19 protein-coding genes are annotated in these 21,125 nt (G+C 67.6%); 6 read left to right on the top strand and 13 right to left on the bottom strand.

Annotation, left to right across the window (positions count from 1 at the left end; all coding sequences use genetic code 11):
* Window positions 1–36: 36 nt before the first annotated feature.
* Complete coding sequence (locus tag ACIG5A_RS07920; protein ID WP_397239085.1) at window positions 37–537, bottom strand: CGNR zinc finger domain-containing protein; 501 nt, start codon at window positions 535–537, stop codon at window positions 37–39.
* Window positions 538–825: 288 nt separating this feature from the next.
* On the opposite strand from ACIG5A_RS07920, the gene ACIG5A_RS07915 reads away from it, so the two are divergent.
* Entirely contained in the window at window positions 826–2,070 is a 1,245-nt protein-coding gene (locus ACIG5A_RS07915) for a hypothetical protein (RefSeq protein WP_397239083.1), read from the top strand.
* A 34-nt stretch (window positions 2,071–2,104) separates the two neighbouring features.
* Here ACIG5A_RS07915 and ACIG5A_RS07910 read toward each other — a convergent pair whose 3' ends face one another.
* The 11 genes from ACIG5A_RS07910 to ACIG5A_RS07860 all read right to left on the bottom strand — a co-directional run bounded on the left by ACIG5A_RS07910 (window position 2,105) and on the right by ACIG5A_RS07860 (window position 12,211).
* Window positions 2,105–2,833, bottom strand: a complete 729-nt coding sequence (locus ACIG5A_RS07910; protein ID WP_397239081.1) for an NIPSNAP family protein — start codon at window positions 2,831–2,833, stop codon at window positions 2,105–2,107.
* A 78-nt stretch (window positions 2,834–2,911) separates the two neighbouring features.
* Entirely contained in the window at window positions 2,912–4,198 is a 1,287-nt protein-coding gene (locus tag ACIG5A_RS07905; protein WP_397239079.1) for a diguanylate cyclase domain-containing protein, read from the bottom strand.
* A 49-nt stretch (window positions 4,199–4,247) separates the two neighbouring features.
* Window positions 4,248–5,057, bottom strand: a complete 810-nt coding sequence (locus ACIG5A_RS07900) for an SAM-dependent methyltransferase (RefSeq protein ID WP_397239077.1) — start codon at window positions 5,055–5,057, stop codon at window positions 4,248–4,250.
* Between the two features lie 111 nt (window positions 5,058–5,168).
* Complete coding sequence (locus tag ACIG5A_RS07895; protein ID WP_397239075.1) at window positions 5,169–6,323, bottom strand: ROK family protein; 1,155 nt, start codon at window positions 6,321–6,323, stop codon at window positions 5,169–5,171.
* Between the two features lie 268 nt (window positions 6,324–6,591).
* Complete coding sequence (locus tag ACIG5A_RS07890) at window positions 6,592–7,848, bottom strand: sugar ABC transporter permease (RefSeq protein WP_397239073.1); 1,257 nt, start codon at window positions 7,846–7,848, stop codon at window positions 6,592–6,594.
* On the bottom strand, window positions 7,845–8,618 hold the full coding sequence (locus tag ACIG5A_RS07885) for an ATP-binding cassette domain-containing protein (RefSeq protein ID WP_397239071.1): 774 nt from the start codon (window positions 8,616–8,618) through the stop codon (window positions 7,845–7,847). The genes ACIG5A_RS07890 and ACIG5A_RS07885 overlap by 4 nt, the downstream gene beginning before the upstream one ends.
* A 74-nt stretch (window positions 8,619–8,692) precedes the next feature.
* Window positions 8,693–9,772 (bottom strand): sugar ABC transporter substrate-binding protein, encoded by a 1,080-nt coding sequence (locus ACIG5A_RS07880; RefSeq protein ID WP_397239069.1) that lies wholly within the window; start codon window positions 9,770–9,772, stop codon window positions 8,693–8,695.
* Between the two features lie 250 nt (window positions 9,773–10,022).
* On the bottom strand, window positions 10,023–10,304 hold the full coding sequence (locus ACIG5A_RS07875) for a YggT family protein (RefSeq protein WP_397239067.1): 282 nt from the start codon (window positions 10,302–10,304) through the stop codon (window positions 10,023–10,025).
* 99 nt (window positions 10,305–10,403) lie between these two features.
* Complete coding sequence (locus ACIG5A_RS07870) at window positions 10,404–10,991, bottom strand: DUF2867 domain-containing protein (protein WP_397239065.1); 588 nt, start codon at window positions 10,989–10,991, stop codon at window positions 10,404–10,406.
* 12 nt (window positions 10,992–11,003) lie between these two features.
* A complete protein-coding gene (locus tag ACIG5A_RS07865) occupies window positions 11,004–11,288 on the bottom strand; it encodes an antibiotic biosynthesis monooxygenase (protein ID WP_397239063.1) in 285 nt (94 codons plus the stop codon).
* A 326-nt stretch (window positions 11,289–11,614) separates the two neighbouring features.
* Window positions 11,615–12,211 carry an NAD(P)H-dependent oxidoreductase gene (locus tag ACIG5A_RS07860; protein WP_397239061.1) on the bottom strand — a complete coding sequence of 199 codons (597 nt, stop codon included), beginning with the start codon at window positions 12,209–12,211 and terminating at the stop codon, window positions 11,615–11,617.
* Between the two features lie 112 nt (window positions 12,212–12,323).
* Here ACIG5A_RS07860 and ACIG5A_RS07855 point away from each other — a divergent pair, with 112 nt between their 5' ends.
* Complete coding sequence (locus ACIG5A_RS07855; RefSeq protein WP_397239059.1) at window positions 12,324–12,590, top strand: hypothetical protein; 267 nt, start codon at window positions 12,324–12,326, stop codon at window positions 12,588–12,590.
* Between the two features lie 57 nt (window positions 12,591–12,647).
* Here ACIG5A_RS07855 and ACIG5A_RS07850 read toward each other — a convergent pair whose 3' ends face one another.
* Window positions 12,648–14,153, bottom strand: a complete 1,506-nt coding sequence (locus ACIG5A_RS07850; RefSeq protein ID WP_397239057.1) for a flavin-containing monooxygenase — start codon at window positions 14,151–14,153, stop codon at window positions 12,648–12,650.
* Window positions 14,154–14,223: 70 nt separating this feature from the next.
* Here ACIG5A_RS07850 and ACIG5A_RS07845 point away from each other — a divergent pair, with 70 nt between their 5' ends.
* From ACIG5A_RS07845 to ACIG5A_RS07830, 4 genes are all read left to right on the top strand, one after another.
* Window positions 14,224–15,252, top strand: a complete 1,029-nt coding sequence (locus ACIG5A_RS07845; RefSeq protein WP_397239055.1) for an AraC family transcriptional regulator ligand-binding domain-containing protein — start codon at window positions 14,224–14,226, stop codon at window positions 15,250–15,252.
* A gap of 26 nt (window positions 15,253–15,278) precedes the next feature.
* Window positions 15,279–15,692 (top strand): VOC family protein, encoded by a 414-nt coding sequence (locus ACIG5A_RS07840; protein WP_397239053.1) that lies wholly within the window; start codon window positions 15,279–15,281, stop codon window positions 15,690–15,692.
* Between the two features lie 186 nt (window positions 15,693–15,878).
* Window positions 15,879–18,755 carry a BTAD domain-containing putative transcriptional regulator gene (locus tag ACIG5A_RS07835; RefSeq protein WP_397239051.1) on the top strand — a complete coding sequence of 959 codons (2,877 nt, stop codon included), beginning with the start codon at window positions 15,879–15,881 and terminating at the stop codon, window positions 18,753–18,755.
* A 387-nt stretch (window positions 18,756–19,142) separates the two neighbouring features.
* Complete coding sequence (locus tag ACIG5A_RS07830; protein ID WP_397239049.1) at window positions 19,143–21,065, top strand: UvrD-helicase domain-containing protein; 1,923 nt, start codon at window positions 19,143–19,145, stop codon at window positions 21,063–21,065.
* The last annotated feature ends 60 nt before the right edge of the window (window positions 21,066–21,125 follow it).

The following is a 21,125-nucleotide window of genomic DNA, read 5'->3' as shown; positions in this document are numbered from 1 at the left end:
GAACCGTACGACATGCCCGTCTCGAAGTGAAAAGCGTCAGCTCGCGCGGCGGCTCCGATGCTGCGCCACATGGACCCGGGTCGAGCAGCGGGTCGAGCAGAATCGGCGCCTGCCGTTGCGTGAGATGTCGACGAAGACCTCCGTGCAGCCATCCCGCGCGCAGCGCCCGATCCGGTCCGGATCCTCGCAGAACAGCGTCGCGAGCCCCATCGCGGTATACGCCTTGACCCGCTCGTCGACCGGCGCCTCCAGCCGGGAGAAGTGCAGGTGCGGGAGCCGGTCGTCGTGCGTCGAGATGTAGGGCTGGCTGGCGGTTTTCGCGAGCAGGGCGTTGAGCCGCTCGACCGTCGGATCGGTGAACACGGCGTCCAGTTCGCAAACCCAGCGGCGCAGCTCGGCCTCCTGTGCCGCGTCAAGTGAGCCGAGCGGTTTGTAATCGGATTCGGCGAGCAGTTGCTGGAGGTTGTGGTCCGGCGCCGAGTTCACCAGCCGCACGGCCAGTTCCGCCGCGGCGCCGCCGTAAGGGTTGAAATGCACTAGAGCATTACATCAGGCTGAGGCCATGTCCGCCGCCTGCCCTTCTTGCTCCTGGCCAACTCCGACGCTGCTGTCTTCGCACGGATGCGTTCGCTATCTGCGCTGCGTCTGCGGTCAATGGCTGATCGAGGAACGCGACACGCTGGTCGCCATCGCTGGCGCGTCGGCCTTCACAAAAACCGACCTTTTCGAAAGCCGCAGGAGCGCAGCGGATTCGAGCTAGATTCGAAATAGATCTGTGGCTAACGCACGGGCCCCACCGGGACGATCTCACAGTGGAGGATCGACATGACGACTGCGACAGTCATCCGTGCATTGGCTCCGAGCGAGGAAATATTCGCGCCCGGTGAGGTGTATGTGGGGTATTCGGTCCGGGTGTCGGGACGCCTGGACCTGGGAGCTTTGTCCGCCGCATTCGACGCCGTCGTGCGTGCCCACCCTATTCTCGGCGCCCGTCTGGAGCCGTCGGGCGAGAGCTTCGTCCTACTCGAACCCGCCGGTGCGCCACCCGAAATCGCGGTCACCGACGGCGATCCGGAGCTGTTGCTCACCGGTGCGGCACCCGACCAGCGAACGGCGCTGAGCGGGCTGTGCGTGGTCCGCGACGGCGACACCGCGAGCGTGACGCTGCTGACTCATCACTGCGTCGCCGACGCCTACCACTCGCTGTCGGTGCTGCGCGAGCTGTGGGCGTACTACACCGGTCTCACCCAGCATCGCGTCCCCGACCTACCCGAACACGGCTATCCGCAGCCGGTCGAGGAGCTGCTCGCCGCCCGCGATATCACCAAGGTGCCCAACCCCATGGCCGCACCACCGCGCGCCCCCGGCGAGAAAACGACGGGGAACCCGGATTCGCACCGGTACCGGCCACAGCGCACCACCCGATGTCATCTGACCGTCGAGCAGACCACGGCGCTGATCGAACTCGGCCACCGCGAACACGTGACCATCAACGCGCTCGCCTCGGCCGCGATCCTGCTGACCGAGGCCGAGATCCGGAATCTCCCGCTGAGCGAGCTGCTCTACACCTATTCGGTCGACCTGCGCTCCCGGCTCAGCCCGAAGGTCGGATTCTCCGGCGGCACCAACGTCATCGGGTTCGCCAGCTACGCGCCGACCGCGCTCACCTCGATCACCATGCTCGGCCTGGCCCACGGCGTGCACGATACGTTGCGCGTCGGGCTCGCCACCGGATTCGTCCAGCAGACCCCGCTGCACATCCCCGATATCGCCGCGGCGGGCCCGCCGCGGATTCCCGGTATCGTGCTCGCCACCAACTGGGGCCGGGTGGCCGCGCCGATGATGCCGCCGGGGCTGCGGGTCACCGACTTTCGCTCCACCATGATCGCCAAACCCGACCGGACCGGGCGCCGCCCCGAGAAGCCCGACGAAGGCACCTGCATCATCAGTGGATTCCTGGACCGGCTGAGCATCGAGATCCATCACCCCGAATCCAATACGCACCAGCATCAGCGGCGGGTGCGACTGCTCACCCGGCACCTGCTCGCCCCGCTCGCGGCGACTAATTGAACTGCCGCCCAGTCTGCTTCATGGTTCACCCGACTCAGCGCAGCAGCGAGCGCGCTGTCGGCGCGAGCCGCAGCACCTCGGCCGGGGCCGCGAGCCGCTCGGCCAATTCCGGCAGCACCTCATCGGTCCAGATCAGCGAGGAGGCCAGCGTATCCCGGTGCGCGCCACGGCTGCCCGCGCTGTCGAACAGCGCGAACCAGACGAACACCCGCTCCTCGCGCACCGGCAGCATGGTGAAGGTGTTCGGCGCCGGATCGGTGACGTAGTAGCCGATCGGCTCCGCGCCCGCGGCGGCAAGCACCGGCCTGACCTGGCTTTCGAAGAAGGCGGTGAATTCGTCCGCATCGGTATCGAGGTAGTAGATCGTGGCCAGCACGCGGGAATCCGGCAGCGCGGTCGCCCCCGGCGCGGGTCGCGCGGCGGGCATGCCGAAGTGCGATGCCGGGGTCGCCGGGCGTAGCAGCAGGGCGTTGGTGGTGTCGACCATGGTGGCCCGCGCGGCGGGCGCGTGGGTTCGCCATGCCTCGCCGTCGACATAGAAGGCGGTCAGCGACGCGCCACGGGCCGCCATATCGGGGAACGCGCGCATCCATACGAAGCGGTCCGGCGCGTCCTCGTCACGGAACTGCGCGAGTACCCGGATGCCGACGTCCTCCTGGGTCTCGACGAGTTCCCGGTCGAACAGCTCGATCATCTCGTCGCGCGTACCGGGATGGAGCATGTACTGCCTGAGTTCGACTACAGGCCAAGGGTTTTCACTCATGGCTTCACACTGGCAGCGGGCCGCCGCGCGGGCGAGCCCGCCATGGCCAACTTTCGCGCAGATCCGGCCAATCGGCGGTCATGCCTGCCGGAACCGCGCCCTGCGCTGCTGAGATTTGTTGCGGTACATGGCCGAATCCACCTCGTGCATGAGTTGGTCGACCGCAGTGGGTCTTTCCTCCACATAGACCGCGCCGATACTGGCGCCGACGGTGATCGTCGCGGTGGCCAGCGACATCGGCGCGGTGAGCGCACCGAGCAGCCGCGCCGAGACGGCCGCCAATTGCACCTCCCCCGCGCACCTTTCGATGAGCACGATGAACTCGTCGCCACCGATGCGGGCGACGAGTCCGTCGTACGGTTCGACGGCCCGATCTAGTCGCTCGGCGACGATGCGCAGCACCCGGTCACCGACCGTATGCCCCCACACGTCGTTGATCTCCTTGAAACCGTCGAGATCCAGGTAGCACACGCCGACCGGCGGGGTGGCGCGGGCGAGCCGATCGAAGAACAGCCCGCGATTGGGCAGGCCGGTGAGGCTGTCGTGATTGGCGTCGTGCCAGAGCCGGTCGGCCAGCTCCTTGCGCTCGGTCACGTCGACGGCGACACCGATCAGGAACCGGACCCGGCCGGTGGCATCGCGGACCGCCGACATCGACAGGTCGATGACGGTGATCGTGCCGTCCGGCCGCAGATGGTCGGTCTCCAGCCGGAACCGGTCGACCTGCCCGGTCAGCAACAGCTCCAGCTGCGCGTAGGCGTGGCCGATATTGTCCGGGCCGAGCAGCTCGGCCACCGATCGGCCTGGCATGAGTTCGGCGGGCAGGCCGAGCATTTCGGCCATCGCCGCGTTCACGTCGAGCACCCGGCCGGTGACGTCGATGGTGCCGATGCCCACCGAGGCGCCGGCGAACACCGCCTCGAACCTGGCCTCGGACAGCTGGCGGCGCGCATCGGACTCCTGCGCGGCCGCGAGCGTCGCGACCAGCGTCGTCTCCTGTTCGGCCAGTGCCGCCGAGCGCAGCGCGGCGGTGAACCCGGCCGCGAACTCGGCGGCCACCGCCAGCGCCCGCTCCCTGATGAACTCGTCATCCGAACGGCCGCGGTCCTGGCACAGGTCACGCACCATGTCGTGACAGATGACGTGCATCGAGCGGCTGACCGCCACCGGATCGCGATAGTTCGCCGCGACGAGCACGCTCGCCGCATCCCTGGCCACCACCAGATCGGCGGTGCCACGCAGCGCGGCGAACAGCGCCTCGCAGAGTCCGGCGAGCAGCGCCTCGATCTGGGACCGCGTGAGAGTCGGGGCCACCACGCCGTCGAGCGCGTCGGCCCAGCGCACCGCCACCTCGTACGACCCCAAACTCAGGCACCCCCTACTGGTGCTCGTCCGCTCAGCGTGATCGACCTACTCAGTCCTTTCGGCCGACCCCCGCCAAGCCGAGCGAGCGCCCGGGCGCCTCGTGCAGATCGCGCTCGGATTCGGGCCGCCAGGCGGGCAGCTCGACGACGCCGGGCTCGACGAGCCGCCAGCCGTCGAACATCGCCGCGATGCCGTCGCGGTCACGGAAGTGGATCCCGATCCGGTTCGTGTTCGCCGCGTTGGCGCCGAGCCGCGCCGCGTCCTCGGGGCGCAGCTCGGAGGTCAGATGGGAGATGGCGACATAGCTGCCCGCCGGGACCGCGGCGCGGAGTTCGGCGACCTTCTCGCGCGGCGAGTCCTCGTCCGCGAGCAGGTGCAGCACCGCGACGAGCAGCAGGCCGACCGGCTCGGTGAAGTCGATGAGACCCGTCGCCTCGACCTTGGCCAGGAGATCGGCGGGCTTACGCAGGTCCGCCTCGATCGCGCCCGCGTTGGCGTTGCCGTGCAGGATCGCCTTCGAATGCGCGACCGCGACCGGATCGATGTCCACGTAGAGCACCCGCACATCCGCGTCGAGCGCATGCACCACCTCGTGCACATTGCCCGCGGTCGGAATGCCGGAGCCGATGTCGAGAATCTGGCGCACCCCCTGGTCCACCAGGAATCGCGCCGCCCTGCGCAGGAACGCCCGGTTGCTCAGCGCCAGCCGCGGCAGATCCGGCACCAGCTGTTTGCCCATTTCGGCGGCTTTGCGGTCGATCTCGAAATTGTGCGAGCCGCCGAGGAGGGCGTCATACATCCGTGCCGGGCTCGCCTGCTGCATGTCGACACCTTCGGGCGCCCATGCCGGCCTATCCATCAAAACCCCTCTGCGCTCGCTCGAACCGCCCGCCCGGGTCACGTGCTCCAGATCACCCGAACGGTGCAGTTCGCATGGTAGTCGGGACAGACCGGTTGCGTTCGATCACGATCAACTTCCGCCGATCCTGGCCAGCGTCTGCAGCGGATCGGTCAGCACCTCGGCGAAGGCCAGCTCGGCGGCGCCGACCAGGGTGGCGTCGCCCGCCAGGGCCGAGGTGCGCAGTTTGACGCTCTCCCTGACCGCGAGCAGGCCGTGCACCGCGAGTTTGCTGCGCACCTGCGCGGCCGAGGCCAGGTAGATCTCGCGCAGTACCCCGCCGAAGACGACCATCGACGGGTTGAAGATGTTCACCAGGTTCGCCACGCCATGGCCGAGCCAGATGCCGACCTGATGCAGCGCGTCGCGGGCCGCCGCATCGCCGCGGGCCGCCGCATCGATGATGGCTTCCACCGCGTCGCGGCCCGCGAGCTCGCTGCGGCCCGCGGCGGCGATCAGCGCGAGCTCACCCGCCTCGGCCTCCAGGCAGCCGCGGGAACCGCAGCCGCAGGACCGGCCGTCCGGGTTCACCACCATGTGGCCGACCTCGCCCGCGTAACCGCCCTCGCCGCCGAGCAGCCTGCCGCCCATGATGATGCCGCCGCCGATGCCGACATCGCCGTGCAGATAGATCAGGTTCTCCAGTCCCGCGCCGACGCCGCGTTCGCGTTCGGCGAGCGCGCCGAGATTGGCGTTGTTGCCGACCGCGACGCGCAGGCCGAGATCGAGTTGTCCGGTGAGCAATTCACCGAACGGGACATCGACCCAGCCGATATTCGGGCCGTACCGGACGACGCCGTCGTGTTCACGCACCATGCCGCAGAAGGCGACGCCGACACCGACGCACACCGCACTCTTTTCCGCGGTGCCGATCATGTCGCGCGCCATGGCGGACAGCACGGACAGCACGTCGGCCGGGTCGAATGTGCCTATCGGCCTTGCGGTTTCGGCGCGATCCAGGATCTGCCCGCCGAGGCCGACCCGTGCCGCGGCCAGGCGGTCGGCGCCGACATCGAGCGCGATGACATAGACGCGATCGGATTCGGGGCGCACCACCAGCGAGGGACGACCCGCTTTTCCGGTTTGTCCCGGCAGTTCCTCGGTGACCAGACCTGCGGCGGCCAGATCGGCGGTGAGCGCGAGAATGGTGCTGCGGTTCAAGCCCATTCGCTCGGCGAGGGTGGTCCGTGACACCGGGCCGCCGAGATGGACGTGCCGCAGCAGCACGGCAAGATTCTGCCTGCGGATCTCCTCAGGGGACGGTGCAGCCCGCAAAATCAGTGAGTCCTCCCTCCCCCGCCTCTCCGCGGATTTTGCCGGTCGTGTGTGCATCCAAGTCGCGTCGCGGGCCTGCGGTTGGGTGCCGCGCACGTTCTGGGTGTGCCCGACGAGTTACCCATGTACTTACGAAATCAGTTGTTGCGTTGATCTTTCTCCGGGGCACTAGCCGTTTCGAACGAGTGCCGGGCACTCATCTGCATGAGCACCCGACCGCTCAGGTCGCCAGCGCGCGTTTGCGGGACAGGGCGTCCACGCCCGCCGCGAGCAGCAAGACGAATCCTGTCACAACGAATTTCGTGCCCGCGCTGTAGCCCATCAGGCCCATGCCGTTGTTGATGACCGCGACCACCGCCGCACCGAGCACCGCGTCCAGCATCCGGCCGCGCCCGCCGAACAGGCTGGTGCCGCCGATGACCGCCGCGCCGACCGCGGTGAGCAGCACATCGCTGCCGCCGGTGTTCGGGTCGACGGAATTGGCCCGCGAGGCCGCGATGAGCCCGCCGACCGCGGCCATCGTCGAACACAGCACGAACGCACTGATCTTCACCCGGTCCACCGCGATACCCGCGCGCCTGGCCGCCTCGACATTGCCGCCGACCGCGTAGATATGCCTGCCGAACGAGGTGCGGGTGAGCACGAACGTCCAGACCAGCAGCAGCGCGATGATCAGCGGGACGACGATCGGCATGCCCTTGAGTGAGTTGATATCCGGATTGCGGCTGCGCTCCCCGTTCAGCACGAAGACCGCCGCCGCGGCGATGATCGCGACGAGCGCGATCCGCACGGCGACCACCGAACCGCTCTCGCCGGTGAGCCCGAGTTTGGTGCGGGCCCGGTACTTTCGATACTGCACGATCGCGAAGCCCGCGATGAGCGCGATGCACATCAGCCAGCCGAGCAGCGGCGGCACATTCTTGTTGGCGATGGCCAGAATGGTGTCGTCGTGGATGGAGATGTTGCGGCCGTTGTCCATGATCTTCAGCGCGACGCCTTGCAGCGCAAGGAAAGCCGCCAGCGTCACCACGAACGACGGTATGCCGATCTTCACCACGATCGCGCCGATGGTCAGCCCGATCACCACGCCGGTGAGCAGCGAAACCAGCACCGCCAGATACCAGGGCCAGCCCTTGTCGGTGAGCAGCACCGCCAAGACCGCCGCGCAGACACCGCTGGCGAAGCCCGCGGACAGGTCGATCTCGCCGAGCAGCAGCACGAAGATCAACCCCATCGCGATCACCGCGATGGCCGCGCCCTGGGTGAACAGATTCGCGAAATTGGCCTGGGACATGAACACCGGGCGCGCGATCCAGAACACCACCGAGAGCACGATCAGCGCGATGACCGAGGGCAGCGCCCCCATGTCGCCGCCGCGCACCCGCCCGACGTAGCTGGTGACCAGCTCGGAAACCGGTGCCGCCGTTGGCTTGTCGAGAACCACAGTGCCTGCCGTTCGCTCGCTGCGCTCGCTCATGCCTTGACTCCGTTTCCGTCGAGGCCGAGGTTCCCGCTGCGGCCCGCGGTGATCAGTTCGACGATCTGCGCGTGCGTCACGTCGGAGGTCCGCACCTGCGCCGCCATCCGGCCCAGGTAGAGCGCGGCGATCCGGTCGGACACCGCGAAGACGTCGTTCATATTGTGCGAGATCAGCACCACCGCAAGGCCTTTGTCGGCCAGCCTGCGGACCAACTCGAGCACCTGCTGGGTCTGCGCGACGCCGAGCGCGGCGGTCGGCTCGTCCAGGATCACCACCTTGCTGTTCCACAACACGGCTTTCGCGATCGCCACCGTCTGCCGCTGGCCGCCGGACAGGCTCGCCACCTGCTGGCGCACCGACTTGACCGTGCGAACCGACAGGCTCGCCAAGGTCTTTCCGGCCAGCTCCTCCATCGCGTACTCGTCGAGTACCAGCCCGTGCTTCTTCTCGCGGCCGAGGAACATGTTCTGCACGATGTCGAGGTTGTCGCAGAGCGCCAGATCCTGATAGACGATCTCGATACCGAGCGCGGCCGCGTCGCGCGGGTTGTGCACCTGAACGGGGTTGCCCTCGAACAGGAATTCGCCCGCGTCGATCGGATGGGTGCCGCCGATGCACTTCACCAGCGTGGACTTACCGGCGCCGTTGTCACCGACCAGTGCCGTCACCTCGCCGCGGTAGGCGGAGAAGGCCACCTCGTGCAGGACGTGGACGGGGCCGAAACTCTTTTCGATGCCGCGCAATTCGATCACGGGCGTATCGGTCATGGGTGCAAACTCCTGGGGGGAAGCGAACTCCCTTCCGCGGCCCCCTCATTCGGGCCGCGGAAGGCAGCGGTAGGTCAGCTGACGCCGTTGTCCGCGCAGAGCTTCGCGAACTCGCCGGTGCACAATTCGGCCTTGGTCACGTAACCGTCGGCGACGACGTCCTTGACGTTCTCCTTGTAGATCGCCTTGGGCTCGAGCAGCACCGAGGGCACGTCGGCCTTCGACTCCGGGTCGGTCACTTTGCCGTTCGGCTGCCCCTGGGTGCCCTTCACCAGCGCGATCGCCAGTTCGGCCGCGGCCTGCGACTCCTTCTTGATCGCCTTGTAGACGGTGAGGCACTGATCGCCGGCGAGCACGTTCTGCAGGCCCTGCACCGTCGCGTCCTGACCGGTGACCGGCACCTGACCGTTGAGCTTCTGCTTCTTCAGCACCGCGATGGCCGCGTTGCCGAGGCCGTCGTTGGCCGCGACCACGCCGCCGATATTCGGCGTGCCGGTCAGCATCTGCTCGAAGATGGTGCCCGCCTTGGTGTTATCCCACTCCGGCACCGCCTGGTCCGGGCCCTTCACGTAGTCGCCCGAGTCGAACTTCGGCTTGACCGCGCCGTCGTAGCCGTTCTTGAACAGCGTCGCGTTGTTGTCCGTCGGGCCGCCGTTCAGGTATGCCACAACGGGTTTCACGATGTTCTTCTCGGTGAGGCATTTGACCAGGCCGTCGCCCATCAACTTGCCGACCTTCACGTTGTCGAAGGACACGTAGTACTGCGCGCCGCCGCCGAGCGTCAGCCTGTCGTAGTCGATGACCGTAACACCTTGCGATTTCGCCTTCTGGATCACCGCTTTGCCGGTGCCGCTGTCCAGGTTCGTGATCAGCAGCACCTTCGCCCCGTTGGTGATCATCTGATCGGCGATCGTCTGGAACGCCCCCTTGTCCCCCTGCGCGTTCTGGATGTCCGCCTTGACCCCCGCCGAATCGAAGGCCTCCTTCAAGAACTTGCGGTCCGCGGTCTCCCATCGCGCGGAGGTCTTGCTGTCCGGCAGGATCACGCCGACCTGCGCGCCACCGCCGGAATCCTTGCTGTCGTTGCCGCAGGCGGTCAACGAGCCGATCAGCGCGACCGAGACAGCCGCGACGCTGAGAATGCCCTTACGCATGAGGGGGCCTTTCGTGGAACCACCGCGCCCGGCGCGAGCCGGGTGCGGTTGAGGTCGAGCGAATGTTGTTCGATGCAACATATGCGTTTGTGACCTGGCGCACAACCAGTTCAGGGCATTAATTTGTTGTTCGACATAACAATCACGACACGGGCGGCGGAAGTGCCTGGTCGCCCGACCGGTCCCGGACAGCACAAGGGGCCACCTTCCGAGGAAGGCGGCCCCTTGGTCGTCTACTACAGGTCGTCTACTACAGGCTGAAGGCGATCGAGCGCAGGACGATGACCGCGATGAACACCACGGTGAAAGCCAGGTCGATCGACAATCCGCCGACCCGGATCGGCTTGAGCACCTTGCGCACCGGCGCGATCACCGGTTCCGTGAGCGCCTGCGTCACCTCGCGGGATTTGCTCACCCAGGGCGGCGGGGTGCCGGTGGACAGCACGCCGATCCAGTCCAGGATCACCCTGGCCAGCAACAGCAACATGAACGCCGTCAAGGCTAATCCGATGACGGCCCCGATAATGCCCATGCCTTGCTCCTTCGCGGCGGCCACGCTGGTCGCCCTACCAGTATCAACGCGGCCGACCGATCGGAAAGTGCCCGACATGCCCGATTTCTCAGGCGAATGTCAGGTCGCGGGGGCGCCCTGCCGCCATTCGCGGCCGATCATCCGCATGAGCGCCGGATACACGGCCAGGTACCGGCACGATTTGATGCCGAGCATGTACACCTGACCGAAGACACCGTTCGGCTTGACCAGCACGGCCATCTGGCCGCGGTAGCCGCCGTTTTCATCGGGCACCCAGCTGATGTGCATCACGCCGTGGCAAGTCTGGTTGCCCATCTCCGCCGCCCATTCCGTGTCGGTTTGATAGAGCGAGGTGAACGGCACCGTAGCGATCTCGGGTCCACGCGGACCCGCAAGAAGATCGTCGGGCAGCCGCTCGCGCAGCGAGGTCACCCTGGCGCCGATGCCGTTCTCCGGCTTGTCCCAGCCGAGCAGGCCGCCGAGCTTCCAGCGGAGCGCGAACAGGAATCGGTAGACGACGGGCGGTTCGACATCGCTGTGCTCGGAAACGAATTGCCTTACCAGTCGGGGAAGTTCGTCGGGACCACCCGGCGTCGGCAGCGCCCACACGTCCTCGAGGGTGAAATCCGGTGCTATTTCATGGATTCGCCACGGCCGCTCGGTGTGCGCGGTCTTCGGAAGTCGCATCGGTGACGCTCCCTACCGCGAGCTGAGCGTGAAGATCTGGCGCGGACGGCATTCCCGCTCGTCGAAGGCGACATCCACGTCGGCCCGCGCCACCGCGGCGAACGACGCGGCATAGGCGTCCGCCGAATCCCACTGCCCTGTCGAGACCACGGCATCGCCCTCGCTGGTCACCCAGCATTCGACGGACAAACACCCCGGCGCCGATTCCAGCACATCCCTGACCCTGTGCACCCGCTCGACGAACTCCTCGAAATACGCGGGCTCCGGGTAATGGAACGCGACAAACCCGACCGTCATCACGGTCTCCTCTCGACGACAAGGACAGCACTGTCCCCGCAATTCCCTTATGACCCAACGGCTTTCGTTTCTATACGGTGCCGTATAACTCAAATCGTAGCCCGCTCGCCCCCAGAGTCAATACTCGCAACGACACTCACGACATGGCGGCTATCACACCCCGCCCCACAACTGGACCGAGCAGATCCCACGAACCACCACCACCGGCGGACCGGCACCGCGTCCTGCACCCTGATTCCGTCGAGCGCAGTCAAATGGCCGCGCAACACGCCGAACACCACGGCCATTCGCCCGCGCTCGACGGATATCAACCCTGCTGTGCGCAACTAGCTTTCGTCGACGAGCGCGGCGGCCAGCTCGCGCGCCTCACGCAACCAGGCCGCGCGATCGTCCGCGCTCGAATCGCCGACCGTCCGAAACACCTTGCGCCGCACATCATCCACCCCGATGAACGGCATAACGCACGCCGCCCAGATCCGCTGGAGCGGATCCCCGAACACATCCCGCTCACGCTCCACGGTGGTGTCGGACGTATTGAGCACCAACGCCCGCCGCACCTTCAGCAAACCCACCGGCGCCCCCGCCGCCGTATCCAACTGGTACGCCACCCCGGGAGCAAGCACCCGCTGCACCCACCCCACCATCACCGCGGGCGGCATCCCCCACCAATTCGGATGCACGAACACCATCCCATCCAACCCACCCAACTCCCCCTGATGCCGCCGCACCACCTCGTCCGCACTCCCCCCACCCTCGACCGTCCCCGTCTCCGTCGCCGAAACCACCGCCCCGAACCCCTCCGCATACAAATCATGCGCAACCACCTCGACCCCCCTCCCCACCAACTCCTCGACCACCCCATCAAAAATCGCCCGATTGAAACTGTCCATCCGAGGATGTGCCAAATACACCGCAACACGCATGCGACCCACAGTCGCCTCCCGAGGTTGTTGTGTCCACCTGGCGAGCGGATCATCATGGTTAACCTGCGGTATTCAGCGGGTTGGAGCGCAGAGAAGCTTCGAGGATGACGTGTTGAGCAACTGGGATGATGCGTCCGGGCGTCGGTATGTGCCGCTTGCCGATGGGCGGATTCCGCTGTGGGTGCTACTCAGTGTGGGGGATGAAGCGCTGGCGGTGACGCCGTGGCATGGGTATGACAATCCGATGCGATTGTCGGCGGGCGAGATCGCGCGGGACTGTGAGATGCCGGCCAACGAGGTGGTCGGCCGGGAGTTCACGGCGGTCGGGGACGAGAACGAGTTGCACGACTTTCGGCTGGTGCACGATCCCCGGAAGTAGCGGGATCGGAGTTCGAGCGCGCGGTACGCAACGCCCGAGCTCGAGTGAGTGGCCGTGCTAAACGGTCACCGGCACAGTGGTTTTCCGTACCGTGGAGCGTGGTGTTGCGGCGAGGGTCTTGGCTAGATCGGTGCGCATGATGGTGGCGGAGTCGAGGAGGTAGTTCTGCCTGATCCGCCATGGGTGGCGATCGCCCTGGCGGGGGAAGTCGGCTATGGAGCGCTGGATGTAGCCGGAAGCCAGTGTGAGCAGGGGTTGTTCGACGAGTGCGCCCTCGGGTTGGGGGACGACGGCGGCGTAGTCGTTGCGGTCCATGTGGTTGATGACCTTGCAGACCAGGCGGGAGCTGAGGTCGGCGCGCAGGGTCCATGAGGCGTTGGTGTAGCCGATGCAGACGGCGAAGTTGGGCACGCCGGTGAGCATCGCGCCCTGCCACACGAATTGGTCGGCGAGCGTGACCGGCGCACCGTCGACATGCGGGGCGATACCGCCGAAGGCCAGCATTTGCAGACCGGTGGCGGTCACGATGATGTCCGCCTCCAGAATTCGGCTGGACTTCAGCCGAATACCTTCGGGCACAAAGGTTTCGATGTGGTCGGTGACGACCTCGGCCTTACCTTTCTTCATCGCCTTGAAGAAATCGGCATTCGGGACGGCGCACAGGCGCTGATCCCACGGGTTGTAGCTCGGGGTGAAGTGTTCGGCGACGGCCTGCTCATCCTTCAGAATGCGCGTGGTCAGCCCGAGGAGCAGCTTCTTCGCGGCCTCGGGCCGTCGCTGGCAGTACTGGTAGAACCCGATGTTGAAGAGGATGTTCTTGGTGCGGATCAGGCGGTGGGCGAGATTGGCGGGCAGGTAGGAGCGGATGCGGTCCGCGGTCTTGTCCCGGCCGGGCACGGCGCTGATCCAGGTCGGGCTGCGCTGCAGCATCGTCACCCGCTCGGCCTCGCCCGCCATCGACGGGACCAGGGTGACCGCGGTGGCGCCGCTGCCGATCACCACCACCCGCTTGCCCGCGTAGTCGAGGTCGTCCGGCCAGAACTGGGGATGCACGATCCGGCCGGAAAACGCTGCGGCGCCAGGGAATTCGGGAGCGTGCCCCTGGTCGTAGTTGAAGTAGCCCGCGCACGCGTAGAGGAAGCCACAGGTGAGTTCGCGTCGCGTCGCGGCACCGTGCGCGTCACGCTCTTCGAGAGTCAGTGTCCAGCGGGCGGATTTGGTGGACCAGTCGGCCGAGACCACCTTCGTCGAGTAGCGGATGTGCCGATCGATCCGGTGCTCCGCGGCGGTTTCCTCGATATAGCGCAGGATCGACGGCCCGTCGGCGATCGACTTGGCGTCGCGCCACGGCTTGAACGGGTAGCCGAGGGTGAACATATCCGAGTCGGAGCGGATGCCGGGATACCGGAACAGGTCCCAGGTGCCACCCATCGCGGCCCGCGCCTCGAGTATCGCGTAGGACTTGCCCCGGCATTCGGTCTGCAGCCGATAGGCGGCGCCGATGCCCGAGAGGCCAGCGCCAACGATGACGACGTCGAGGTGTTCGGTGGCGGTCTGGCTCATACCTTCCAGTCTGTAAGCGCACTGCGCCCGGTTCTTGACTTTACGCGACAACTATTTGATTCTGAACGACATGTCGGTGATCAGGTCCGCGGGATTGCGCGGCTTCCGGGCGACGGTCGCGGAGCTCGGCGGCAATGCCGAGGAGTTCGCCGCCGCCTGCGGCCTGCCGATCGCCGCGCTCGACGCCGACGACATGCTCGTCCCCGATCAGGCGGTGGCCGCGGTGCTGGAGCTGGCCGCGCACCGCCTCGCCTGCCCCGATCTCGGCCTGCGCATCTCGCACCGGCAGGACCTGGACATGCTCGGCCCGCTCGCCATGGCCATCCGCAACTCCTCCACGCTGGCCGATGTCCTCGAATGCTCGTCGCGCTACCTGTTTTTGCACGCGCGCTCGCTGAGCCTGTCGCTGGAGCCGGATCCGTACGGCGACCGCGGCGTGATCGCCCTGCGCTACGGCCCGCCGTCCGGCCTGCCGGTTCCGATTCAGGGCACGGATCTGGGATTGGCGTTCGTGCACCGCACGATTCAGCGCCTGGCCGAGGATCGCTACGGGTTGCGCTCGGTAGAGCTGCCGTACCGGCCGGAGGCACCGATCGCGGTCTACGAGGAATTCTTCGGCGCGCCGGTGCGCGTCGACCAGCCCGCGGCGGCGTTGCGGGTGCCGAGGACGCTGAACACCCGGCCGCTGACCGGCGGGGATCGGAACCTGCACCGGCTGGCGATGGCGTTCCTCGCCGAACAGTCGGGCGGCGCCGATGCCGCCATCGCGCCGAAGGTGCGGGCGGCGGTGCAGCAGCTGCTCGGCACCGCGGCACCCGATATTGCCTCGGTGGCAAGGCTTTTGACCGTTCACCCACGCACGCTGCAGCGACGCCTCGCCACCGAGGGCAGCTCCTTCGCCGCGATACTCGACGACGCGCGCCGCGACGCCGCCCGCCGCTACCTGACCACCACCGATATGCCGATGAGCCAGGTGGCCTCGCTGCTCGGCCTGGCCGAGCAAGCCACCCTCACCCGCTGTTGCCGAAGGTGGTGGGGCACAACACCGACCGCCGTGCGCCGCCGGTCCGCGCACGGCCGCGACAAGACCGGCGGGTAGCGGTTCGGCGTGCCAGCATGGAGTACGTGTCGATCTCAGCGAGTTCCATTGCGCATATCCGACTGACCGTGTGCGATATCGCACGGTCACGGGCCTTCTACGACAAGGTGTTCGGGTGGCCGGTCGCCCTCGAGGTGCCGGAAGGCGCGGACGAGGCGACGCGGGAGAAGTTCTGGTTCCTGTTCGGCGGGGTGATCTACCGGCTGGAGCACGGATTGCTCGGGCTGCGTCCCGTCGGCGCGGACGGATTCGACGAAAACCGGGTCGGCCTCGACCATCTCGCCTTCTCGGTCGCGTCGCTGACCGAACTCGAAGCGGCCGCAGCACATCTCGACGAATGCGGCATCGCACACGAGCCGATCAAGGATATCGGCTACAGCTACATCCTCGAATTCCGCGATCCGGACAACATCGCCCTGGAGCTCATCACTCGCAAGTGACCGGTCGGCCGACAGATAATCGGCCTGTGCGAACAACCCATTTCGCCACCGCATCGAATCCGACCCGAATGTGGAATGGCAATATTTACAAGCGCCGTCGCGCGAATCAGTGACGAATAGTCGACCAATGAACGAGCCGGACAATCGACATCCGCGTAAACTGCCGGGGTCCGGGAGGTCGGGTAAGTGCAATTCGTGGTTTTGGGCGAGGTTCAAGGCTGGCGCGGGGAGGCGCCGCTGGAACTGGGACCGCCGCAGCGTCGTGCGGTGCTGGCGGCGCTACTGCTGCGCGCCGGAAAGTCGGTGACCGCGGCCGAACTCGTCGAGGCGATCTGGGGCGAACACCCGGTGCCGCGCGCGATTCCCGCGCTGCGCACCCATGTCGCGCAGCTGCGGCGCGCGCTGGAACCGGGGCGGGTGGCGCGCGGGCCGTCCTCGGTGCTGGTGTCGGTCGGCGACGGATACGTGCTGCGGGTCGCACCGGAGTCGGTCGACGTGGCACAGGTCGAACAGCTCGTCGCGACCGCGGCGCGGATACGCGACAGCGATTCCGCCGCCGCGCGCGACGCGTTGATCGCCGCGCTTGCCTGCTGGCGCGGCCCCGCGTTGAGCGGGCTGCCAGGCCCGTTCGCCGAGCGGCAGCGCGCCAGGCTCGAACAGTGGCGGCTGGCGATCCTGGAGGACCGGCTCCGCCTCGACATCGAAACCGGCCGCAGTGCGCAGGCGGTGGCCGAACTCGGCGCGCTGATCGGCGAGCACCCCCTGCGGGAGAAGTTGCGCGCGCTGCTGATGACCGCGCTCTACCACTGCGGACGGCAGGCCGAGGCACTCGACGCCTACGCGCGGGCCAGGCGCGCGCTCGTCGACGGCGTCGGCGTCGAACCCGGTCCCGAACTGACCGAGGTGCACGAGCGGATCCTGCGCGCCGAGATGCCGCCGCCGCGCGCGGTTCGCCCGGCCGCCGTCGAGATCGTGCCCGCCCAATTGCCGCCCGACATCGCCGATTTCACCGGCCGCGAGCGGCTGGTCGGCGAACTGGCCGCGCAGCTCACCGATGGCGCGAGCGCGGTGGCGATTTCGGCGGTCGGCGGCATGGGCGGCATCGGAAAGACCACGCTCGCACTGCATGTCGCGCATCGAGTGCGCAAGCACTTCCCGGACGGGCAGCTGTACGTGAACCTGCACGGCGCCGACGCCGTGCCGACTCCCCCTGGCGACGCACTCGGCGGATTCCTGCGCGCACTCGGCATTCCGGAGGGCGATATCGCGCCGACGGTCGACGACCGCGCCGCGCAACTGCGCACCCGCCTGTCCGGCAGGCGCATGCTGATCGTGCTCGACAATGCCCGCGACAGTGCGCAACTCACCCCGCTGCTCGCGGGCACACCGGGCACCTCGGTGCTGATCACCAGCCGCTCGGCGCTCACCGAGCTGCCCGCGATCCGCCGCACCAGGCTCGACGTGCTGCGGGCCGACGAGGCGATGCGACTGCTCGTCCACATCCTCGGCGCCGAACGTGTTGCCGCCGAAGCGGATCAAGCGCGCCGGGTGGTCGAGCACTGCGGTTACCTGCCGCTCGCGGTGCGGATCGTCGGTGCCAGGCTCGCGGTGCGGCCGCGGTGGACGATCGCCTCGTTCGCCGCACGGCTGGCCGACGAGACCGGCCGCCTCGCCGAACTGGAGACCGGTGAACTGGCGGTCGCGGCCGCCTTCCGCATCGGCTACGGTCAGCTGAATGCCGAGCAGGCCAAGGCTTTTCGCACGATCGCGCTCGCCGACGTGCCGGATCTGCCGCTCGACGGCGCCGCCGCGATGCTCGGCATCCCCGCGGGCGCGGCGGAGCGGGTGTGCGAATCACTGGTCGATCTGAGCCTGCTGGAGACCACCGCGCCCGGCCGCTACCGATTCCACGATCTGCTGCGGCTGTACGCGCAGACCCTCGCCGACGAGGACGAATCCGCCGTGCTGGTGCGGCTGCTCGACTACTACCTGGCCAGCGCCAAGAACCTGTTGTGCGCGATCGATTACAGCAACAACACCAGGCTGCTCGTGCCGACCACCGTGCCCGGCCGCGCGTTCGGCGGCGGCGCGGACGGTCAGGAGTGGAACGACACCGAGCGGCCGGTGGTCATCGCGCTGCACCATCAGGCGGCCCGCGTCGGCGGCCCCGCACTCGAGGTGGCCGCCGATCTGGCCTGGGTGATGGCCGAGCTGATGGATGCCGGTACGGCAGCGCGCGAGCTGTCTCAGGCGTTCGAGGCCCTGCTGGACACCGCGATTCGCGTCGGCAACCCGGCGGCGCAGCGGCGGCTCAGGGTCGCGCTGGGCGCCATACTGCAGGTCGGGCTCGGCGAGGTGGCGGCGAGCCTCGAACATCTGCGCGCGGTATCCATCGCGGCCGAGACCGATGCCGACCGCAGGCTGTCGGTGCTCGCACAGGTGCTGCTCGGCATCGCGGCGCGACGGCTGGGCGACCCGGAAGCCTCGCGCGGGCATTTCGACAACGCGACCCGCTACGCGCGCCTGCTCGGCGATCGCTCGATCGAGGCGTGGTGTCTCGCACTGGTCACCCGAACCTATTGCGAGGCAGGACAATACGACGCGGCGGTGGAGATGGCGGAGCGGGCGATCGACCTCGCGCACGACTCGCACAATCCGGTGGCGCTCGGCTGGGCGATGCACGAACTCGCGGCAACCCTGTCGATGCGCGGCGAGCACGCGAGGGCGATCGAACTCGGCACCGAGGCCCTGCGCGCGGCGCAGCGCAACGGCGTCCGGCTGTGGGAGGGGTGGGCGCGCACCCGGCTGGCGCAGATCCATCTGCATGCGGGCAAAGTGGTCGATGCCGAAACCCACGCGGACGAGGCACTACACCTGCTCAGCACCGCCGCCGACCCGATCGACCGAGCCAGGGCCATGGCGCTGCGCGCCGCCGCGCTCGGCGCACAAGGCCGGCAGCGCGCCGCCGAGCTGGCCTTGCGCGAGGCCGCCGACATCTTCGAGCGCGCCGGGCTGACACCGCCGACCCTCGGCACCCTGTACGGCTCCTCCGCGACCAGCTAACGGCGAGCGTTTATTCACCGATTATCGGCGTCTGGCACAGTGCACTCTCGATGTGAACACCATCGCCAGTGGTGGGACAGGAGATCAGTCGTGCGGAAACCGCACCGGGAACGAGGCCGCACCAACGGCCGGCGATAGTGTCGACTTGCGTTCGAGGGGTGCGCGAGGGTTACCGACGCGCCCGGCCGCCCCATTCCTCCAATCTCCTGCCCATCACATCTCGTTCGGGCCACCGGCGGATCACCGACCGGCAACGGGCCGACCACGCCGGGTAACCGGCCGCAGGTGCCCGGTGAAGGTTCGGAATCGACGAGATAACTTCGCCGCCAACCCAATTCCGCCCTCCGTAACGTTGAACGATCGCGGGCCGGAAGAGGGGGGTCGATCGTGACCGACATCCGCCGAGAACGTCGTCGCCATCGTGCATTGAAAACCCTTGCGGCACTTCCCGATCTGACATCGGAGCATCGCAACTTCCTATCCGTCCCACTGGTCGAGCGCGGTTGGCGGTTACTCGTTCATCCGCGCATACCGCATACGCCGCGCGGGCACGCCGACGCGATACTGGTCGGCGAGCACGGACTGTTCGCGCTGGTTTTCGCGGGCGCGATACCGCCGGTCATCGAGTTGAACAGGATTCGCGGCAACCTCGAAGGGGTGCTGGCCGGGCTGCGATTCCGTCAGGGTTCGCCTGTGTCACAACGGATCCGGGTCGCACTGCTGGTCTCGGAGTCGACCCGGCGCCAAGCCGACGGCCGATTCGAGATCATCGGGATCGGCCGCTTCCAGCGCCTGCTCATGGAGGCCGAGCAGCAGTTCTCACCCGAACAGGTGCGCGCCGTGATCGGGCAGGTGATCTCGCGCACCGACTACATGCCGCTCGTCGTCCCGGACAGCGATGCCGCGGAAATCGGTGTGACACAGGGATTGTTCGAAAAGTCCGAGGTGCTCGGCGGGCAGCGCGCGGCGACGCTGGCCCGGCCGCTGGAAACCTGGCGGATCTATCTCGACCCCGACCAGCGGGCACTGGTGAACCGCACGTTCAACGGGTGCGCGCGGATCAATGGTCCTGCGGGAACCGGGAAGTCGCTCATCGCGCTGCACCGGATGGTCCGCTACGCGCGCCAGCGTCCAGGACGGCTGCTGTTCCTCACCCATGTGCGCTCGCTGGCGGCGTGCATGCAGAACGACTTCCACCGGCTGGCGCCCGAGGTCGGCGAGCGCGCGGAGTTCACCAGCTTGCACGCGTACGCCAGGCGGCTGCTCAAACAGCGCGGCATCGAGTTCCACCCGGCGTCGACGACGCAGACGGAGACCGCTTTTCGCCGCGCCTGGGCCCGCCGGACGACCTCGTTCGAGCAGTGGCACCCCGACCGCGGCTATTGGCAGGACGAGATCCACCGCGTCATCAAGGGCAACGGCCTCACCGAACTCGCCGAATACCAGCGGAATCGGCGCATCGCGCGCCACCGGCTGGACCGTGAGCAGCTCAGCCGAGTGTGGCACGAGCTGTATCTGCCGTATCAGGAGTACATGAGCGAGTCCGGGGATCTCGACTTCAACGACGTGATCGCCGTCGCACTGGATTCGGTGCGCGCCACACCGATCGAGCAGCCCTACGGCCTCGTCGTCGTCGACGAGGCACAGGATCTCACGCTGAACTCGATCCGGCTGGCGCACAGCATCGCCGGTGGCGGGTCGGCCGCGCCACTCTTGGTCGTCGACGACTTCCAGCAGCAGATGTATCCGGGTGGCTGGCGGCTGCGCGATGCGGGCATCGATGTCGTCGGGCGCAGCGTCACCCTGCGCGTCAACTACCGGAACCGGGCCAATATCCACCGGTACGCGGTCGAAGCCGGGGCGGTGAACGCGGTCGACGGCACCGAGGGCGTGCCCGCCGTGCCGCTGTCGGACGCCGACGCCATACTGCCCGGCGGGCGCATCGAGGTCGAACACGGGGCGGACGCGCATCTGATCGAGGCGCTGGTGCGTGCGATACATCATTGTGGCGCAGCACTTTCCGATATCGCGGTGCTGACGCGCACCAACCGCACCTGCGACCGGCTGAGCGCCGCGCTGAACGCGGCGGGCATCGCGACGATGCCATTGGACAAATTCGACGGCAGCCACCACGAAGCCGTCAAGGTCGGCACCGTGCACCGCGCCAAGGGCCTCAACTTTCTCGCCGTCTTCCGCTTCGTCGACGCCGACGACGATCAGCCCCACCATCGCCACGTCGCACTGACCCGCGCCCGCGACTACCTCTGGGAGGGATTCGTCGACCAGGAGGGCACGCCGAGCGGAACATGAGCGTGCGTCCTGTCAGCGCGTACGTCGGCCGGGTCCCCGCCGCTTGACCTTCAGGTAGGT

This window comes from Nocardia sp. NPDC052566 (assembly GCF_044547285.1).
In the GTDB taxonomy this organism is placed as follows: Bacteria; Actinomycetota; Actinomycetes; order Mycobacteriales; family Mycobacteriaceae; genus Nocardia.
Note: the sequence above shows the minus strand (reverse complement) of the source record. Positions and strands in the feature narration are given on the sequence as shown.